This is a genomic window from Streptomyces mesophilus (assembly GCF_011044995.1).
GTDB lineage: Bacteria > Actinomycetota > Actinomycetes > Streptomycetales > Streptomycetaceae > Streptomyces > Streptomyces mesophilus.
Genome location: NZ_JAAKZW010000181.1, coordinates 1 through 17,325, shown reverse-complemented (window position 1 = coordinate 17,325; position 17,325 = coordinate 1). Strand labels below are relative to the sequence as shown.

The window sequence follows — 17,325 nt, the reverse complement described above, 5'->3', positions numbered from 1 at the left end:
CCCCCCCGTGACAGCGCCGCAGAGCGACGGGCGTCAGCCCACCGCCGCCGCCACCGCGATCACCGCGAACATCAGCACGAGCACACCGGCCATGATCCGGTTCCTGGTCTTGGGGTCCACGCGTCGAGGTTAACCCTCCGCGCCCGCCCGCACGTCGCCGGGCCCCAGGGACCAGCGGCCCACAGCCTCGTACCGGGGCTGCTCACCGGGCACCCCGCTGCGCGGCAGAGTGCTCCGGACGAGACACAGCTCACGCACCGTCCACGGCGTCCCGGAGAACCCGTCGAGCTCAGCCGCGTACGGCAGCAGATCCACCTCGGGCGGATGCGTCTGCCGACGCCCGGCCCCGCTGCGGGCGAGCGTGAGGTGCGGCACGAACCGATGGGTCTCCTCCATCGCCAGCCCCGCCCTGCCCCCGGCCTCATACGCCCGCTCGGCAAGGCGCCGCAGCGTCGCGACGTCCCCATGCGCCCCCGCCCACAGCGCACGCTGCCCGAACCGCCCGCTGCGGTACAGCTGGAGCTCGAAGGACGGCGTACGACGAGCGGCCCGCCGCAGCCGCTCCTCCAGGTCCGGACGCACCGCATCCGGCACCTCACCGAGGAACGCCAGCGTGAAATGCCACCCGGCCGACTCGGTCCACCGCAGCTTGTCCGCCCCGGGAAGGGCCTTCAAGGTACGGGTCACGTCCGCGAGTTCGGCCACGGCGAAGCTGGGCGGCAGTACCGCCACGAACAGTCTGGCCATTCAGCCCTCCGGCGTTCGAGGCTGCCCGGCAAAAGGCCGGACACAGGTCCGGGGCCAGGCCCCGGACCAGCAACCTACGCCGCCGTAGCCATCTGTTCCCGCGGAACGAACCGCACATGCGGATGCCCACGGTGCCACCCGAGCCGCACCCGCAGATCACCGACCCGCGCCAGCATCAGACCGACCGCGGTCGCGGCGAGCAGCGCGACCAGACCGCCCATGGCCATGCCCACCCGCACGCCGTACGTGTCCGTGACCCAGCCGACCAGCGGCGCACCCACGGGCGTACCGCCGGTGAAGACCATCATGAACAGCGCCATGACCCGGCCGCGCATCAGCGGATCGGTGGCCATCTGGATCGAGGAGTTGGCGGTCACGTTGACCGTCAGGCCGAACACACCGAGCGGCACGAGCAGCACGGCGAAGAGCCAGAACGACGGCGCCATCGCCGCCACGACCTCGAGCAGCCCGAAGACCATCGCGGCCCCGACGAGGATCCGAAGGCGCGCGGTGCCGCGGCGGGCGGCAAGCAGCGCACCGGCCAGCGAACCGGCCGCCATCAGCGAGTTGAGCAGACCGTACGTGCCGGGCCCGGCGTGGAAGACATCGTCCGCGAAGGCCGAGAGCCAGATCGGGAAGTTGAAGCCGAAGGTGCCGATGAACCCGACGAGCACGATCGGCCAGATCAGGTCGGGCCGCCCGGCCACGTACCGCAGGCCTTCCTTGAGCTGGCCCTTGCCGCGCGGAGCGATCTCGACCTTGTGCAGCTCGGAGGTGCGCATCAGCGCGAGCGAGGCCAGCGGCGCGATGAAGGACAGACCGTTGAACAGGAACGCGTAACCGCTGCCGACCGCCGCGATCGCCACACCGGCGACGGCGGGTCCGATCAGGCGCGCGGACTGGAAGTTGGCGGAGTTCAGGCTGACCGCGTTCGCGAGCTGGTCCTTGCCGACCATCTCGGAGACGAAGGTCTGCCGCGCGGGGTTGTCGACCACGGTGACCAGACCCATCAGGAAGGCCGTCAGATAGACGTGCCACACCTGGACGTGTCCGGTGAGGGTCAGGATCGCGAGCGACAGGCCGGTGAGGCCCATCGCGGCCTGGGTGAAGAAGAGCAGCGGCCGTTTCGGCAGCCGGTCCACGAGGACACCGCCGTACAGGCCGAACAGCAGCATGGGCAGGAACTGCAGTGCCGTGGTGATACCGACGGCCATGGCCGAGCCGGTGAGGCTGAGCACCAGCCAGTCCTGGGCGATGCGCTGCATCCAGGTGCCGGTGTTCGAAACGACCTGTCCGGTGAAGAAGAGCCGGTAGTTACGGATCTTCAGCGAGGAGAAGGTCGAGGGCTTTTTCGTACGTGCGGTGGAGTCGTGGGCGGTCGGTGCGGGGGCGGAGTCTGCTCCGGATCCCGTACTCAAAAGGGCTCGCCTCCTCGGCGGTCGGTGATGCTGTGTCTGTGTGTGCGGCGCGCTGTGCTGCGGGTTGCCCAGGTATGCGCGGCTAAAGATGTGCGAGCTTCTCCAGTACGGGGGCGGCGGCGCGAAGTTTCGCCCACTCGTCCTCGTCGAGCTCGTCGGCGAGCGAGGCCAGCCAGACGTTCCGCTTGCGGCGGCTCTGTTCGAGCATGGCCTCGGCCTGCTCGGTCTGGCTGACCACCTTCTGCCGGCGGTCCTCGGGGTGCGGCTCCAGCTTGACCAGACCCTTGGCCTCGAGCAGCGCCACGATGCGGGTCATCGACGGCGGCTGGACGTGCTCCTTGCGGGCGAGCTCGCCGGGAGTGGCCGAGCCGCAGCGGGCGAGGGTGCCGAGCACCGACATCTCGGTGGGGCTCAGCGACTCGTCCACACGCTGGTGCTTGAGCCGGCGCCCGAGCCGCATCACGGCGGAGCGCAGGGAGTTCACGGCGGCTGCATTGTCGCCATGGGAAAGGTCAGGCATGTAGTTAGAATAACTCATTACCCTGACTAAGGAAACCGCTTGAGGCCTCAGGCGCCTCAAGAGTTCCTCAAGATTTCTAAGCCGCCCACAAGGGAAGATCACCCATATGGGTGAGCCGATCGCGGAAAGTGACCCGCGACCGGAGGGCCGCCGTGGACGCTGGAGCGCATGGGGACCAGCGTGCTCAGCCTGCGTATAGACGGAGAGCTGCTCGACCGACTCCGCCACCATGCCGGCATAAGGGGAATGAACGTCCAGGACTATGTGATCCGCGCCCTCGTGCGGAACGACTTCGACGAGCGCTTCAAAGCGGCCGTCGAGGAGACACAGCGGTTCTACGAGGCCGGGAGCGACGAACAGGAGCTCCCGGAACCCACGTCCGCAGCACCTCCGACGGGGGCCGGGGCTTCCCGTAGGTGCCCCGGCCCCGTCGTCTCGTCGTCAGCAGCAGGCCGTCACGCCGCACCGGAGACTCAGGTCAGCCCGAGCGCCGGCATCAGGTAGTAGAAGCCGAACACGGCGGCCACCGCGTACATCGCCACCGGCACCTCGCGGCCGCGGCCCGCGGCCAGGCGCAGCACGGTGAAGGAGATGAAGCCGATGCCGATCCCGTTCGTGATCGAGTAGGTGAACGGCATCATCATCATGGTCAGGAACGCCGGGATCGCGATCGTGTAGTCCTTCCAGTCGATCGCGGTGACCGAGCCGGACAGGATCAGGAAGCCCACCGCGAGCAGCGCGGGCGTCGCGGCCTGCGAGGGGACCATCAGGGCCAGCGGTGTCAGGAACAGCGACAGCGTGAACAGGCCGCCGGTGACGATGTTCGCCAGACCCGTGCGCGCGCCCTCGCCGACACCTGCCGTGGACTCCACGAAGCAGGTGGTGGCCGAGGAGGAGCTGGCGCCGCCCGCGGCGACGGCGAGACCGTCGACGAGCAGGACCTTGTTGATGCCGGGCATCTGACCGTCGGCGTCGACCAGTTTCGCCTCGTCGGCGACGCCCATGATCGTGCCCATCGCGTCGAAGAAGCACGAGAGCAGCACGGTGAAGACGAAGAGGACACCGGTGAGGATGCCGACCTTCTCGAAGCCGCCGAACAGACTGACCTGACCGATCAGGCCGAAGTCCGGGGACGCGACCGGGTTGCCCGGCCACTCGGGGGTCGTCAGACCCCAGCTCGGGATGTCGGCGATCGCGTTGATGACCATCGCGGCGATCGTCATCACGACGATCGAGATCAGGATCGCGCCGGGCACCTTGCGCACGATCAGCGAGAGCGTGAGCAGCGCGCCGATCACGAAGACCAGGACGGGCCAGCCGTTGAGGTGACCGTCGGAGCCGAGCTGCAGCGGGACCGTGGTGTGGGCGGCGTCCGGGATACGGGAGACGAAGCCGGCGTCGACCAGGCCGATCAGCATGATGAAGAGGCCGATACCGATCGCGATGCCCTTGCGCAGGCCGAGCGGCACCGCGTTCATCACGCGCTCCCGCAGACCCGTCGCCACGAGCAGCATCACGATGAAGCCGGCGAGCACGACCATGCCCATCGCGTCGGGCCAGCTCATCCGGGGCGCGAGCTGCAGCGCGACCACGGTGTTGACGCCGAGTCCCGCGGCGAGCGCGATCGGGACGTTGCCGATGACGCCCATGAGCAGGGTGGTGAACGCGGCGGTGAGGGCGGTCGCGGTGACCAGCTGGGCGTTGTCCAGCTGGTTGCCGTACATGTCCTTCGCGCTGCCCAGGATGATCGGGTTCAGCACGATGATGTAGGCCATCGCGAAGAAGGTCGCGAAGCCTCCGCGGACCTCGCGCGCGACGGTCGAGCCACGCGCGGAGATCTTGAAGAAGCGGTCGAGGCCGCCGTTCGAGGACGGCGGCGGGAGCTGGGAGTCGACCGGGGCGGGGGCCGAGGGGGACATGCGTGACCTTCGCTTCGCGAGGGAGGAGGTGGCGGTGTCGCTTGCCGACCGCTTCGTAGCGACTTTGTGTCATCGAACGAAAGAAACCGGCCAGACTAGAGCTGTTTCAGTATGAATAAACAGGCCGTAAAAAGCCATCTACGCGCGTCACCCCGGGCGAGGGGCGGGCGCTGGGCCCCCGCCACCGAGCACCTAAGCTGGACGCATGGCGAAGTGGGAAGCGAAGCACGAGGCACCGGAGCCCCTCGAGGGCCCCATCGTGGCCACCATCACCGGCGGAACGATCCTGTGGTTCGTCCTCTTCCTCGTGCAGGTCCCCTTCTACGGCTGGTTCGACGACCGCGATCTGACCTGGTGGGTGTGGACCTGCCTGGCCGGCGCCGGGCTCGGCCTCATCGGTATCTGGTACGTACGGGGGCGCGACGCCGCGCTCAAGCGGCACGCGGCCGAACAGGCTGCCGAAGAGAACGCCACGCAGGCCGCCGACGGCCAGCAGACACCGGCCGAAGGTGCCGGCGCGTAGTACTCAGGTCGGATCTTCCCGCCCGGAACCCCGAATTCCGGTGCCCTCGACGGGAAAGAGGCACCCTCGCCCCGTACCGTCTGACTCATGACGCAGCGGGCACAGCTAGATACGGACGGCCCCGAGCCGGGGGGCAGGCCACCGACGATCGACGCGGGGGCCGAGCTCGACCCGGTGCACCCGGTCCCGCCTCCCGAGGCGGCGCCCGACCGGGCCCGCGGTCTGACCACCGCCGAGGTCGCCGAGCGAGTGGCGCGCGGCGAGATCAACGACGTGCCGGTGCGCAGCAGCCGGTCGTTGGGCGAGATCGTCCGCGGCAATGTGTTCACGCGGTTCAACGCGATCATCGGCGTGCTCTGGTTCATCATGCTGTTCGTCGCGCCGATCCAGGACAGCCTCTTCGGCTTCGTGATCATCGCGAACACCGGGATCGGCATCATCCAGGAGTGGCGCGCCAAGAAGACCCTGGACAGCCTCGCGGTGATCGGCGAGGCCAAGCCGACCGTACGGCGTGACGGCATCGCGGCCGAGGTCTCGACATCCGAGATCGTGCTCGGGGACCTGATCGAGATCGGGCCCGGCGACAAGATCGTGGTCGACGGCGAGGTGGTCGAGGCCGACGGTCTGGAGATCGACGAATCGCTGCTCACCGGCGAGGCCGACCCGGTCCTGAAGAAGCCCGGCGACCAGGTGATGTCGGGGTCCTTCGTGGTCGCGGGCGGCGGCGCGCACACCGCGACGAAGGTCGGCCGCGAGGCGTACGCGGCGCAGCTCGCGGAGGAGGCCTCGCGCTTCACCCTGGTCCACTCCGAGCTGCGCTCCGGTATCTCCACGATCCTCAAGTACGTGACGTGGCTGATGATCCCGACCTCGATCGGTCTGGTGATCTCGCAACTGGTCGTCAAGGACGACGACTTGAAACAGTCCATCGCGTACACGGTGGGCGGCATCGTCCCGATGATCCCCGAGGGCCTGGTCCTGCTGACCTCCGTGGCCTTCGCGATCGGGGTGATCCGCCTGGGCCGCAAGCAGTGCCTGGTGCAGGAGCTGCCCGCGATCGAGGGCCTGGCCCGCGTGGACACGGTCTGCCTGGACAAGACGGGCACGCTGACCGAGGGCGGCATGGACGTCACGGCGCTGCGCATGCTGAACGGCGCGGACGAGACGTATGTACGCAAGGTCCTCGGCGCACTCGGCGAATCCGACCCGCGGCCGAACGCCTCGCTGAAGGCGATCATCGACGCCTACCCGGACAGCGAGGACTGGCGCTGCACCGAGTCGCTGCCCTTCTCCTCGGCCCGCAAGTACAGCGGCGCGAGCTTCAGCGAGGGCAACGGCGAGAGCTCGACGTGGCTGCTCGGCGCCCCCGATGTCCTGCTGCCCGCCGACGATCCGTCGCTCGCGGACATCGAGGAGCTCAACAAGCAGGGCCTGCGCGTGCTGCTGCTCGCCCGCAGCGAGGCGAGCGAGCTGGACGACCCGGCGGTCGCCACGGGTGCCCGCGCCACGGCCCTGGTCGTCCTGGAACAGCGGCTTCGCCCCGACGCGGCCGACACCCTGCGCTACTTCGAGGAGCAGGACGTCGCCGCGAAGGTCATCTCCGGTGACAACGCGGTCTCGGTCGGCGCGGTGGCCGGAAAGCTCGACCTGCCGGGCGCGGAGAACACGGTCGATGCCCGTACGCTCCCGTCCGACCAGGCCGAAATGGCCCAAGTCCTCGACGAGAACGCGGTGTTCGGCCGGGTCACCCCGCAGCAGAAGCGGGACATGGTCGGCGCGCTGCAGTCCAAGGGGCACACGGTCGCGATGACGGGCGACGGCGTCAACGACGTCCTCGCGCTCAAGGACGCGGACATCGGCGTCTCGATGGGTTCGGGCTCGGAGGCCACGCGCGCGGTCGCGCAGATCGTCCTGCTCAACAACAGCTTCGCGACGCTGCCTTCGGTGGTCGCCGAGGGCCGTCGTGTGATCGGCAACATCACGCGGGTCGCGACGCTCTTCCTCGTGAAGACCGTCTACTCGGTGCTCCTCGCCCTCCTCGTGGTCTGCACCCAGGTCGAATACCTCTTCCTGCCCCGCCACCTGACGCTGCTCTCCACGCTCACCATCGGCGTCCCGGCGTTCTTCCTCGCGCTCGCGCCCAACAAGGAGCGCGCGAAGCCGCACTTCGTGAAACGCGTGATGCGGTACGCGATCCCGGGCGGCGTGATCGCGGGCACGGCCACGTTCGTCACGTACGTCCTGGCGCGCAGTCACTACTCGGGTGCGGGCGCGCGCGAGGCGGAGACCAGCGCGGCGACGCTCTGCCTCTTCCTGGTGGCCATCTGGGTCCTGGCGATCATCGCCCGCCCCTACACCTGGTGGCGGCTGCTCCTGATCGGCACGATGGGCTTCGGCTTCATGCTGGTCATGGTCGTCCCCTGGCTCCAGGACTTCTTCCAGCTCAAGCTCGCGGGCACGACGATGCCGTGGGCGGCGGTGGCGATCGCGGCGGTGGCGGCGGCGGGGATCGAGTTCGCGTTCCGGTGGGTGGACCGGAAGTTCCCGGCGTAGTCCGTACGGACACGGAAGAGCCCGGCCCCTCGCCGCTTCGGCGAGGGGCCGGGCTCTTCTCTGCGCACAGTCAGCTGTACGGCAGGAGGTGTCAGCGCACGTCGACGAAGTCGCCCGCGGTCTTGACGGCCGGGGTGGTCGACGTACCCGCGAAGTTCCAGCGCCAGTAGCCGTCCACGGAGGCCGTGACGGTGGTGCTCAGCTTGCGGGACGTGGCGGAGGACTTGACCGTCTTCACGGTGGTGTACGTGGAGCTGGTCTTCTTGCGGAACTGGAGCTGCACGGGCTGGCTGCTGTAGCCCGCGTACGCGCCCGTGTCCCAGTTGGCGCGGGTCAGGTCACCGGTGACGGTGATCGTCCTGCCCTTGGTCACCGGCTCGGGGGACGCGTTGACGGTGAGCTTCGAGAAGCGCTGGAGCTTGGTGGTGGCGGCCAGGTCCTTCTCGGAGACGCCGACCTGGCTCTGGTCGAAGTCCGGGTCCGCGGGGTCCTGGCCGTTGAAGTCGACGGCGTAGACGACGGCCTTCCAGCTGGTGGCGTCGGCGTTCCACAGCTCGACGGCCGGGAGGATGTCGATGCGGGCCGTGCAGGCCGCGACCGTGGCGGACTTGGCCGTGCAGACTCCCCAGTCATCGCCCGTGAGGACGTTTTCGGGGTTGTCGTACGTCCCCCGGTAGATGTCGAGGGCGGAGACGAAGTCTTCCTTGGTGACATCGAGGCCGGCGGCGTGGGTCATCGTGTAGGCGACCGGGACGCTGACCTTGTTGCTGATGCCGGCGACGATCGGCTTACCGTTGTTGATCTTCACACCGGAGAAGGTGATGCCGAGGTCGTACGGCACGCCGTCGGCGGCAGCCCGCAGCGAGGCCTTGGCGCCCTGGGCGTGCGCTTCGCGCACCTGCTCCACGGCGGAGCGGGTGGAGTCGCCCTCCGCCTGGGCCGCGGCCGGTACGAGGAAGGCGGAAAGGGCCAGGGCGCCGGTCACGGCGGCGGCAGTGGCGCGCTTGCGCATAGTGGTTCCCCCACATGTACAGATGGGCTCGCTGACCTGCAGCGGAGCCGAAATCGATCTCCGAGTCCGTTGACTCGGAGATCAGACATCCGACGGCGGGGAAAGGTTGTACAGAAGTTGTGTACGTGTCGCGTGCGGCAGGAGATACCCGCTAGTCGAACCACCGGTCCCGCGCCAGCTCCTCCGTACGTGACGGGTCCTCCAGGAGGGCCGCCACCTCGAAGCGCCGGGGCCACTGGCCCGCCGCCCAGGCGAGGCCCGCCGCCACTCCCTCCAGGGTCGCCGCGTGCACCGTGCCGTCGGCGGCCCGGTGCCAGTCGACCTCGAGGCCGGCGACCAGGAGTTCCTCGTATTCGCGGTACGTGGCCGGGGTCGACGGGCCGAGCAGGGTGCGGACGGACTCGGGGACCTCGTGGGTCGCGCCCTCTCCCGTGACCGTGCCGGTGAGCGCCGAGCTGAGGCGCCGTACCTGGAACAGCTCCGCGAGATCCGCGGCCCGCGCGGGCGCGACCGGGAGCAGCGGGCGGCCCTCCGCGAACGGCAGGAGGTCGGGGGCGTCCGCGACCAGCGCGTCCGCCGCGTCCACGACGACCACCTCGCCGTCCACGACCGCCCGCAGCTCGTCCGGGAGCGTGACCTGCTCCGGGTCGAGCAGCGCCAACGCGCCGTACAGCGCGTGCAGTTGGGGGGACGAGACGGGCAGCGACGGGTCCGCGAGGCGGTCGAGCAGTTCCGCCGCGCCGCCCGGTTCGTCGAGCAGCGAGGCGACGGAGGTCCGTACGCCGAGCGCGCGCAGGACCTGTTCGTCCTCGAAGCCGCTCGCGTCCGCCTCCTCGTAGAGGCCGGACAGCAGCGGATCGCCGCCGGCCGCGCGCAGGCCTGCCGGGCGGCGGCCGTCGAGGACGGGGTGGCCGCGCAGCCACCAGGCCGTGTACGGGCGGACCGTCTCCGTCGTGCCGTCGGGCAGCAGGATGCGCACGCGCTGGGTGAGCGCGTCCCGCAGCGGTGGCTGGGCGAGCAGCGCGAGCGCCTGGGGCCAGCGCTCGTCGTCGACGAGGTCGAGGTCCCGTACGGCGACGAGCTCCGTGGCGACCGGCGGCACGGGGGTTTCGGGCAGCGTGTCGAGGAGGTCCTCGCACCACACGTCGACCGCGTCGAGCAGTCCGGCGTCGTCGGGTTCGGCGAAGTCGCCCTCGCGCGGCTCCAGTTCATCGGGGTCGAGGACGACATCCGTCGCCCGTACGAGCGCGAAGTTCGCGAGCACGCCGCAGGCGGTCAGCGGCTGCTCGCCCCAGCGCTCGGCCAGCTCGGCGTCGACCTCGCCCAGTTCGTCCGGGCGGATCACGGAGGCGAAGGGGCTGCCGGGCAGCACGAGTTCACCGGCGGGGGCCAGCTCGCCCTCGTCGTCGGGGAGCGCGAGCGCGCCCAGCCAGGGCTCGTCGCCGGGTGCGAGGGCGGCGTCGCGGGCGAGGCCCAGCACGATAGTCGCCAACTCGTCGGCGTCCAGGGCGTCTTCGTCCCATACGTCCCCGGTTCCGCCGTCGAGCGAGGCCGCGACCGCGGCCCTGACCTGGGGCGTGCGCAGCACGGCACGCGGCGTCGCGGGCAGCGCGCCCAGCTTCTCCAGGAGCGCGTGCGCGGCGTCGGGGTGGGTGACCTTGAGGCCCAGGCGCGCCAACTGGGCTGCGTCGGAGGGGGTTTCTGCGGCCGGGAGCAGGACCTGACGGGGTCCGATCGTGGTGCGCCCGTCGGCGAGCGGCACCGGGAGTCCGGTCAGCCGGTCCGGGTCCACGCCGGCCAGGGACTCGTAAAGCCGCCACCACCAGCCGGCCTCGCGCTCCAGACCGGCGAGGCGGTCGATGGCGTCCTGCAGCGGTACGCGGGCGACGCCGAGCGTGCGCAGTTCGCTGCGGCGCTCGAGACCCGCGGGCAGCAGCGTCGGAAGGACCTCGGCGAGCACCCGTACGGTCTCGACGCCGGCGCCCTCGACGACCTCGGCCTCGAACGGGCGCAGGGCCGCGGGGAGTTCGCCACCGCCGGAGCCCTCGATGCCGCCGAAGGCTCCGAAGCCGTCCATGCCGTCCATGCCGCCCGGGTCGCCCGTGCCGCCCGTAAGCGCGGGCGGCAGGAAGGCGGTGCGCGGCAGGAGCTCGAGGATCGCGCCGCGCAGGGCGCCGTCCAGTTCGCCCTTGCCCAGCGGTCCCGGCACGAGGTCGATCAGGCCGGCCGACACCGGGCGCCACGCGCCGAGCAGTTCGGCGTACGCGGCGGCCGCGCGGCCCACGAGGAAGTCGGTGAGCGGTCCCGGGGCGACGTGCCGGCGGGTCGTGTCGAGCGGGAACGAGGCGATGAGCAGGGCCGGTACGCCGAGCGGTTCGTCGCTCGGGGTCGGCGCGTGCACGACCGGGGCGGTGCGCGGGCGTTCGGGCGCGCCGTCGGCGTCGACCGGGACGGCCCAGGTCACGGACCAGTGGGGGCGCAGCCGCTCCTCGACGGGGCGGTCCTTCAGGAGCGCCGCGTCGGTGAGGCCGTGCTGTGCGGTGGTGCGCCAGCGGGTGGTGCCGTCGCGGGTGTCGTCGATCCGGGTCAGACCGCCGTCCTCCGGATGGCGGGTGATCGTCCGTACGCCCGCGGCGGTCTCGATCACGACCTCGGCGAGACCGGAGAGCGTGAGCAGCAGGGAGGCGTCCACGGCGTCCAGCAGCTGCTGGGCGAGCGCGGTCGCGGCGCCGTCGCGCAACGGCAGGACGACGACGGTGTCGTACGGCCCGGGGGCCTCGCCCTCGGCGGGCAGCGGCAGACGCAGCAGGGGTACGTGGCCCTCGCGGCGCCGCAACTCGTCGGCCAGCTCCGGGTGCCCGGCCGCCGTCTCCTGCGCGAGGGTCCTGGCCTCGGCGAGCGACCAGCGCACGCCGCCCATCCGTCCGAGCACGGCGGGCTCGTCGGATACGGCGAGCACGGCGGCGAAACCGACACCGAAGCGGCCCACCGCACCCTTGGTGTCCTCGCGCTTGGCGCTCGCGCGCAGCGTGCTGAGGGATTCGACGCCGACCGTGTCGAGGGGCGCGCCGGTGTTGGCGGCGGCGAGCACCCCGTCCTTGAGCGTCAGCCGCAGCCGGCCCTGCTTGTCCTGGCGGGCGGCGGCGTCGGCGGCGTTCTGCGCCAGCTCCACGATGAGGCGGTCGCGGTAGCCGCCGAGGGCGAGGTCCTCTTCGGCGTTGGCGTCCTCACGGAAGCGGGCGGCCGAGGCGGACCAGGCGTCGAGCACGCCTCTGCGCAGCCTCGCGGTGCCGAAGGGGTCCTGCCCTTCTTGTGCGGGCTGCACGGGCTTGCTCGTCACGGTGGGGCCTTTCGTCCGGGGGGTGCGGCTGGGCTCGGTGACGGTACCGCCTACGGACGGGCTCTTCTCCCCGCCCTGCCCCGTCCGAAACGGGGACCGCGCCCAGGAACTCCCCGGACCTAGGGGGTGTCTTGTGGATCAGGCCGGATCAGGGAGCGGGGCCTGGTGCGTGCGATCGCAAGGCGGAGGAGGGAGTGATGGCGGAGCCATCGCGACCGACGACAACGCAGCATGGGGGTCCCCCCTGCTCGAGCGAAGTCGAGAGCTTGGGGGAGTGCGTGCCAGGCCCCGCGAGCCCGGCATGATCCACAAGACACCCCCTAGGAGTGGCCGAGATCCTCCGCGGCCCCGGCGCCCACCGACACCGACCCCGAATCCGCGGCGGGACGCAGCGGCATCGGGTCCACCTGGAACTCGTCGACCACCGGCTGCGAAGGCACCGGCGGCTTGGGCATGACGGCCGCCTCCGAGTGCCCGCCGCACCCGTACGAGAGGGAGACGACGTGCCCGTCGGCAGGCCCGAACTCGTTGGCGCACACGCCGAACGCCTGCCCGAGCGATCCGCCGAGCCGGACCAGGAAGCCGCAGGACACGCAGGCGGCCGGAGCCGCCTGGGCCATCGGGGTCTTCGCGCCGAAGGAGTCCTCCCAGCGGTCGGCCGCCACGTGCAGGCCGTACCGGGAGAGCACGCGCGCACGGCGCATGCCCAGCTCCTCGGCCACGGACACGATCGACCCGCGCAGCGGCGCGGCCGGCAGCGAGGACGGCGGTCCGCCCGTGATCTCGGCGTCCTCCGCCTCGACGAGCTCGGCCAGTTCGCCGGAGACCGAGACCCGCTCGGCCATCTCCTCGGAGACCGCCGAGTTCGGCGGCGGTGTGTCCTCGCCGGTGAACCCGGGCTCCAGACGCAGATCGTCGGCCTCGGTCGGGAGCAGATCGCCCGGGCCCATGTCGCCGGGCCGCAGCCGCTCGCTCCACGGCACCCACTCGGGGGCGAGGAGGGCGTCCGTGCCGGGAAGCAGCACCGTTTCGCTGAGGGTGACGAACTTCGCGCGGGAGGCGCGGGCGACCGTCACCGCCCAGCGCCAGCCCCGGTAGCCCGGTTCCTTGCATTCGAAGAAGTGGGTGACCACCCGGTCGCCCTCGGAGATCGCGGAGACATGCTCCCCGACGACTCCGGGGTAGGCGGCCTCCTCGGCCGCCTCCCTCGCGAGATCGACGGCCTCGGCACACAGGCGGTCGGGGGTGCGGCTTCGCGTTGTCGCTGCGCTCACAGGTATCGCTTCTCTCCTACGCCTTGTCCTCGGGTGCGCCACAGCCCGGCGACGGGGCGGACGGAGCGGACCGAAGGGCCGCGTCGACGTCCGCGCCCGGTCACTCTCGGGCGCACCTACGCAACCCATTCTGCGGGATCGCGAAGAGGCGCGCGGCCAAGACCAACCGCCGCAGGCGCGCTACGCACGCTACCCCCTCCGGACGCCGAGGCCCACATGGCATCGGCAGCCGGGTCGGCGAAGGGCCGTCCGATGCGTACACGACGGGCTGTTCGACGCGAACGCAAAAGGGTCCTTCACCCGCGTACGAAGGGGTCATGGCTTTCCCGCCGGGCGGGGTGAGGGCCGGGCGCGTTGGGGCACTATGACGTGGTGACCATCTCGGCCGGGGGCTCCGGGGGTGTCCCCCGGAAAAACGCAGCACGGGTGTCGGGCGATGCGGTGCGCAGGGCGGGCCGGGCCGCGGGCCGCGTCCTGAGCGCGCCCTTCTCGAAAACGGGACGCGGGATCCGCAAGGTCACCAGTGCGCACGGCGCGGGCGAGTCAGGGCTCGGCAAACTGATCGAACTGCACGCCGTGAACAGCGCCGGGGACATGCTGGTCACCGTCGCCCTCGCCTCCACGGTCTTCTTCTCCGTGCCGACCGACGAGGCACGCGGGCGCGTCGCGCTCTACCTCGCCATCACGATGGCCCCGTTCACCCTGCTCGCCCCGGTGATCGGCCCGCTACTCGACCGCATCCCGCACGGCCGCCGCGCCGCGATGGCCGCCGCGATGCTGGCCAGGGCGCTGCTCTCGCTGATGCTGGCGGGCGCGGTGGTGACGGGAAGTCTGCAGCTGTATCCGGCGGCGCTCGGCGTGCTCGTGGCGTCCAAGGCGTACGGCGTGGTCAGAAGTGCCGTGGTGCCCAGGCTGCTCCCGCCCCGGTTCTCGCTGGTGAAGGCGAACTCGCGGGTCACCCTCGGCGGTCTGCTCGCGACCGGGCTCGCGGCGCCGCTCGGCGCCGGGCTGCATCAGCTCGGGCCGCGCTTTCCGCTGTACGCCGCCTTCTCGCTCTTCGTCGTCGGGACGTTCCTCTCCTTCACGCTGCCGCACAAGGTCGACTCGTCGAAGGGCGAGGACAAGGCGCTGCTCGCCTCCGACGCCTCGCATCTGCACCGCGAGCACGGCAAGAAGCCGGGCCTGCGGACGGTCGGGGCGGGGGTCACGCACGGGCTCGCGGCCAATGCGGGGCTGCGCTGTCTTTCCGGGTTCCTGATCTTCTTCCTCGCGTTCCTGATGCGCGAGGACCCCTTCCCGGGACAGAGCGCCGCCGTCTCGCTCGGCATGGTCGCGGTCGCGGCCGGGGTCGGGAACGCCCTGGGCACGGCGGTCGGTGCCGCGCTGCGCGGCCGGGCGCCGGAACTCATCATCGTGACGATGGTGGCCGCGGCCACCGGCGCCGCGATCACCGCGGCCGTCTTCTTCGGCGCCCCGCTGGTCGCCGCCCTCGGCGCGGTAGCGGGCGCGGCCCAGGCGCTCGCCAAGCTCGCGCTCGACGCGATGATCCAGCGCGACGTCCCCGAACAGGTCCGCAATTCGGCCTTCGCCCGCTCCGAGACGCTGCTCCAGATGGCCTGGGTGGTGGGCGGCGCGATCGGCATCGTCCTGCCGCTGCACGGGGTGCTCGGCTTCGCTGTGGCGGCGGCGATCGTCGGCGCGACCTGGCTTCTGACGGTACGGGGGCTCCTCGGCGCGGCCCGTCACGGGTCCGCCCACCCGCGGGTGGCGTGAGGCCGCGCACCGGGTGGCGTGAGGATCGCCACGCCGTACCCACCTGGCCGTACGCACCGAGGTGCCCGATAGCCTTCGGCCATGACCTCCCTGCGCTTCTCCGCCAAGAGCCGCCGCGTCGCGGCCACCCTTGGCGCTGTTTCGGCCGGCCTGCTCGTGCTCTCCGCGTGCGAGAAGCCGAGCCCCGTCGCGACCGTCACCTTCGGCAGCGACTCGGTGTCGACCGACGCGACCTGCTACGAGCACAGCAAGAGCCTCGGCATGAAGGAAGCCGCGGCCTGCGCCCTGAAGAAGTCCGACAAGACCATCAAGGTCAGCACGGGCGAGACACTGCGCGTGGGCGTCGACCCCAAGGTCGCCGAGACGGGCTGGGCGCTGTGGATCAACGGCCAGCAGGCCACGAACCCGTACAAGAAGACGTACTTCTCCTTCGAGGGCATCGACCTGTTCGCCCCGCAGCAGGGCCAGCCCGCGCCGAAGACCCTCTACGTGAGCGTCGTCGAGCAGGACGAGCAGGGCAAGGACGTCAAGGGCGTCTGGAACTTCAAGCTCGAGAACGCCGACGCGTAAGAGCCTGACCATGAAGCAGACGGCGATGCGCGTCCTGGTCGTGACCGCGGTGCCGGCGGAGGCGGCAGCCGTCGCCGCCGGCGCACCCGGCCTCGACGTGATCGCCGCGGGCGTCGGACCCGCGGCCGCCGCTGCCGCCACGGCCCGTGAGCTGACCGCCGCCGCACTCGGCGGGCGGCCCTACGGGCTCGTGGTCTCGGCCGGGATCGGCGGCGGGTTCACCTCCGTCGCCCCCGTCGGCTCGCTGGCCGTCTCCGATGCGATCGTCGCCGCCGACCTGGGCGCCGAGACCCCCGAAGGCTTCGTGCCCGTCACCGAGCTCGGCTTCGGCACGGTCCGCCACGAGCCGCCCGCCTCTCTCGTACGGGACCTCGCGGCCGCCACCGGCGCACGCACGGGGACCGTGCTCACCGTCTCGACCGTCACCGGGTCCGCGGCCCGCGCCGAGGAGCTGGCCGCGCGCCACCCCGGAGCGCTGATCGAGGCGATGGAGGGCTTCGGGGTCGCCGAGGCCGCCGTGGCGCAGGGCATCCCGGTCGTGGAGATACGCGCCGTCTCCAACCCCGTGGGCCCGCGCGACCGTGCCGCCTGGCGGATCGGCGACGCGCTGAAGGCGCTCACCGAGGGGTTCGGGAAGTCGGCGCCCGTCCTGGAGAGTTGGAACCCGCATGACTGACGTGACCGGCAGGACCGCACAGCCGCTGAAGACCGAGCGCCCGCTGAAGATCGCCTACTCCCCCTGCCCGAACGACACCTTCGTCTTCCACGCCTGGGCCCACGGCCTGGTCCCGGGCGCCCCGGAGCTCGACGTCACGTTCGCGGACATCGACATCACCAACGGGATGGCGGAGCGCGGCGAGTTCGACATCCTGAAGGTCTCGTACGCGGTCCTGCCGTACGTGCTCGACGAGTACGCGCTGCTGCCCTGCGGTGGCGCGCTGGGGCGTGGCTGCGGGCCGCTGGTCCTGACGCGGGAGCCCGGCGTCGACCTCACCGGCAAGACCGTCGCCGTGCCGAGCGAGAAGTCGACCGCGTATCTGCTGTTCCGGCTGTGGGCCGCGGACACGCTGAAGGACGGCGGTGTCGGCGAGATCGTCGTGCTGCCCTTCCACGAGATCATGCCCGCCGTACGCGACGGCCGCGTCGACGCCGGCCTCGTCATCCACGAGGCGCGCTTCACGTATCAGAACTACGGCCTGCACTGCCTGGCCGACATGGGCGTCCACTGGGAGCAGACCACCGGTCTGCCGATCCCGCTGGGCGCGATCATCGCGAAGCGCTCGCTCGGCGAGGAGACGCTCAAGTCGCTTGCGGACGCGGCCCGTTCGTCGGTCCGGATGGCCTGGGACGATCCGGGGGCCTCGCGCGCGTACGTCCTCGAGCACGCGCAGGAGATGGACCCGGCGGTCGCCGATCAGCACATCGGGCTCTACGTCAACGAGTTCACCGCCGAACTCGGCGAGGACGGGCACGCGGCGATCCGCGGACTGCTCACACGCGCCGCGGCCGAGGGGCTCGTTCCGCCCCTCGGCCGCGATGCGCTGCGTCTCGTCTAGATGAGTAGTTCCGATGTGGCTCAGTGGTCCCTACCTTGTTGATCGGGATGAGCGAGCCATTCGTAGGGTTGGCTCAACCGGGGGTGTCGGGTGTGGCTTTCAGTGGTCTGCCGTCCGTGG

The 17,325-nt window shown here is 71.1% G+C and carries 14 protein-coding genes; 7 read left to right on the top strand and 7 right to left on the bottom strand.

Translation table 11 applies throughout. From position 1 onward, the window contains the following. Positions 1–129: 129 nt before the first annotated feature. The 3 genes from thpR to G6045_RS30445 all read right to left on the bottom strand — a co-directional run bounded on the left by thpR (position 130) and on the right by G6045_RS30445 (position 2,685). Entirely contained in the window at positions 130–747 is a 618-nt protein-coding gene (thpR, locus tag G6045_RS30455) for an RNA 2',3'-cyclic phosphodiesterase (protein WP_165335378.1), read from the bottom strand. Between the two features lie 74 nt (positions 748–821). Beyond that, a complete protein-coding gene (locus G6045_RS30450; RefSeq protein ID WP_165335377.1) occupies positions 822–2,165 on the bottom strand; it encodes an MFS transporter in 1,344 nt (447 codons plus the stop codon). 82 nt (positions 2,166–2,247) lie between these two features. Beyond that, entirely contained in the window at positions 2,248–2,685 is a 438-nt protein-coding gene (locus G6045_RS30445) for a MarR family winged helix-turn-helix transcriptional regulator (RefSeq protein ID WP_165335376.1), read from the bottom strand. Positions 2,686–2,853: 168 nt separating this feature from the next. On the opposite strand from G6045_RS30445, the gene G6045_RS41695 reads away from it, so the two are divergent. After that, positions 2,854–3,189, top strand: coding sequence for a hypothetical protein (locus G6045_RS41695; RefSeq protein ID WP_235968401.1), 336 nt, complete (start codon positions 2,854–2,856; stop codon positions 3,187–3,189). Here G6045_RS41695 and G6045_RS30435 read toward each other — a convergent pair. After that, on the bottom strand, positions 3,159–4,604 hold the full coding sequence (locus tag G6045_RS30435) for an NCS2 family permease (RefSeq protein ID WP_165335375.1): 1,446 nt from the start codon (positions 4,602–4,604) through the stop codon (positions 3,159–3,161). The two genes, G6045_RS41695 and G6045_RS30435, sit on opposite strands and share 31 nt — an antisense overlap. Positions 4,605–4,809: 205 nt before the next feature. Here G6045_RS30435 and G6045_RS30430 point away from each other — a divergent pair, with 205 nt between their 5' ends. Both G6045_RS30430 and G6045_RS30425 read left to right on the top strand, forming a co-directional pair. Then, complete coding sequence (locus G6045_RS30430) at positions 4,810–5,127, top strand: DUF2530 domain-containing protein (RefSeq protein ID WP_165335374.1); 318 nt, start codon at positions 4,810–4,812, stop codon at positions 5,125–5,127. A gap of 87 nt (positions 5,128–5,214) precedes the next feature. After that, entirely contained in the window at positions 5,215–7,680 is a 2,466-nt protein-coding gene (locus tag G6045_RS30425) for a cation-translocating P-type ATPase (protein ID WP_165335373.1), read from the top strand. 91 nt (positions 7,681–7,771) lie between these two features. Here G6045_RS30425 and G6045_RS30420 read toward each other — a convergent pair whose 3' ends face one another. The 3 genes from G6045_RS30420 to G6045_RS30410 form a co-directional block, all read right to left on the bottom strand. Beyond that, positions 7,772–8,692 (bottom strand): hypothetical protein, encoded by a 921-nt coding sequence (locus G6045_RS30420; protein ID WP_165335372.1) that lies wholly within the window; start codon positions 8,690–8,692, stop codon positions 7,772–7,774. A 151-nt stretch (positions 8,693–8,843) separates the two neighbouring features. Then, positions 8,844–12,032 carry a sacsin N-terminal ATP-binding-like domain-containing protein gene (locus G6045_RS30415; RefSeq protein WP_165335371.1) on the bottom strand — a complete coding sequence of 1,063 codons (3,189 nt, stop codon included), beginning with the start codon at positions 12,030–12,032 and terminating at the stop codon, positions 8,844–8,846. 320 nt (positions 12,033–12,352) lie between these two features. Further along, positions 12,353–13,306 carry a DUF3027 domain-containing protein gene (locus G6045_RS30410; protein ID WP_165335370.1) on the bottom strand — a complete coding sequence of 318 codons (954 nt, stop codon included), beginning with the start codon at positions 13,304–13,306 and terminating at the stop codon, positions 12,353–12,355. Between the two features lie 426 nt (positions 13,307–13,732). Here G6045_RS30410 and G6045_RS30405 point away from each other — a divergent pair, with 426 nt between their 5' ends. The 4 genes from G6045_RS30405 (at position 13,733) to G6045_RS30390 (ending at position 17,205) form a co-directional block, all read left to right on the top strand. Then, positions 13,733–15,079: an MFS transporter gene (locus G6045_RS30405; protein WP_408056381.1), complete on the top strand. Its 1,347-nt coding sequence runs from the start codon at positions 13,733–13,735 to the stop codon at positions 15,077–15,079. A gap of 81 nt (positions 15,080–15,160) precedes the next feature. After that, positions 15,161–15,649: a hypothetical protein gene (locus tag G6045_RS30400; RefSeq protein WP_165335369.1), complete on the top strand. Its 489-nt coding sequence runs from the start codon at positions 15,161–15,163 to the stop codon at positions 15,647–15,649. A gap of 10 nt (positions 15,650–15,659) precedes the next feature. Beyond that, positions 15,660–16,325: a futalosine hydrolase gene (locus G6045_RS30395; protein ID WP_206344377.1), complete on the top strand. Its 666-nt coding sequence runs from the start codon at positions 15,660–15,662 to the stop codon at positions 16,323–16,325. Beyond that, positions 16,318–17,205 carry a 1,4-dihydroxy-6-naphthoate synthase gene (locus G6045_RS30390; protein WP_206344376.1) on the top strand — a complete coding sequence of 296 codons (888 nt, stop codon included), beginning with the start codon at positions 16,318–16,320 and terminating at the stop codon, positions 17,203–17,205. The genes G6045_RS30395 and G6045_RS30390 overlap by 8 nt, the downstream gene beginning before the upstream one ends. Positions 17,206–17,325: the final 120 nt, after the last annotated feature.

What these genes read in the sequence shown, in the direction of transcription:
- thpR (WP_165335378.1), bottom strand. Translation starts at nt 747, where the DNA reads ATGGCCAGACTGTTCGTGGCGGTACTGCCGCCCAGCTTCGCCGTGGCC.
- G6045_RS30445 (WP_165335376.1), bottom strand. Translation starts at nt 2,685, where the DNA reads ATGCCTGACCTTTCCCATGGCGACAATGCAGCCGCCGTGAACTCCCTG.
- G6045_RS41695 (WP_235968401.1), top strand. Translation starts at nt 2,854, where the DNA reads ATGGGGACCAGCGTGCTCAGCCTGCGTATAGACGGAGAGCTGCTCGAC.
- G6045_RS30435 (WP_165335375.1), bottom strand. Translation starts at nt 4,604, where the DNA reads ATGTCCCCCTCGGCCCCCGCCCCGGTCGACTCCCAGCTCCCGCCGCCG.
- G6045_RS30430 (WP_165335374.1), top strand. Translation starts at nt 4,810, where the DNA reads ATGGCGAAGTGGGAAGCGAAGCACGAGGCACCGGAGCCCCTCGAGGGC.
- G6045_RS30425 (WP_165335373.1), top strand. Translation starts at nt 5,215, where the DNA reads ATGACGCAGCGGGCACAGCTAGATACGGACGGCCCCGAGCCGGGGGGC.
- G6045_RS30420 (WP_165335372.1), bottom strand. Translation starts at nt 8,692, where the DNA reads ATGCGCAAGCGCGCCACTGCCGCCGCCGTGACCGGCGCCCTGGCCCTT.
- G6045_RS30400 (WP_165335369.1), top strand. Translation starts at nt 15,161, where the DNA reads ATGACCTCCCTGCGCTTCTCCGCCAAGAGCCGCCGCGTCGCGGCCACC.
- G6045_RS30395 (WP_206344377.1), top strand. Translation starts at nt 15,660, where the DNA reads ATGAAGCAGACGGCGATGCGCGTCCTGGTCGTGACCGCGGTGCCGGCG.
- G6045_RS30390 (WP_206344376.1), top strand. Translation starts at nt 16,318, where the DNA reads ATGACTGACGTGACCGGCAGGACCGCACAGCCGCTGAAGACCGAGCGC.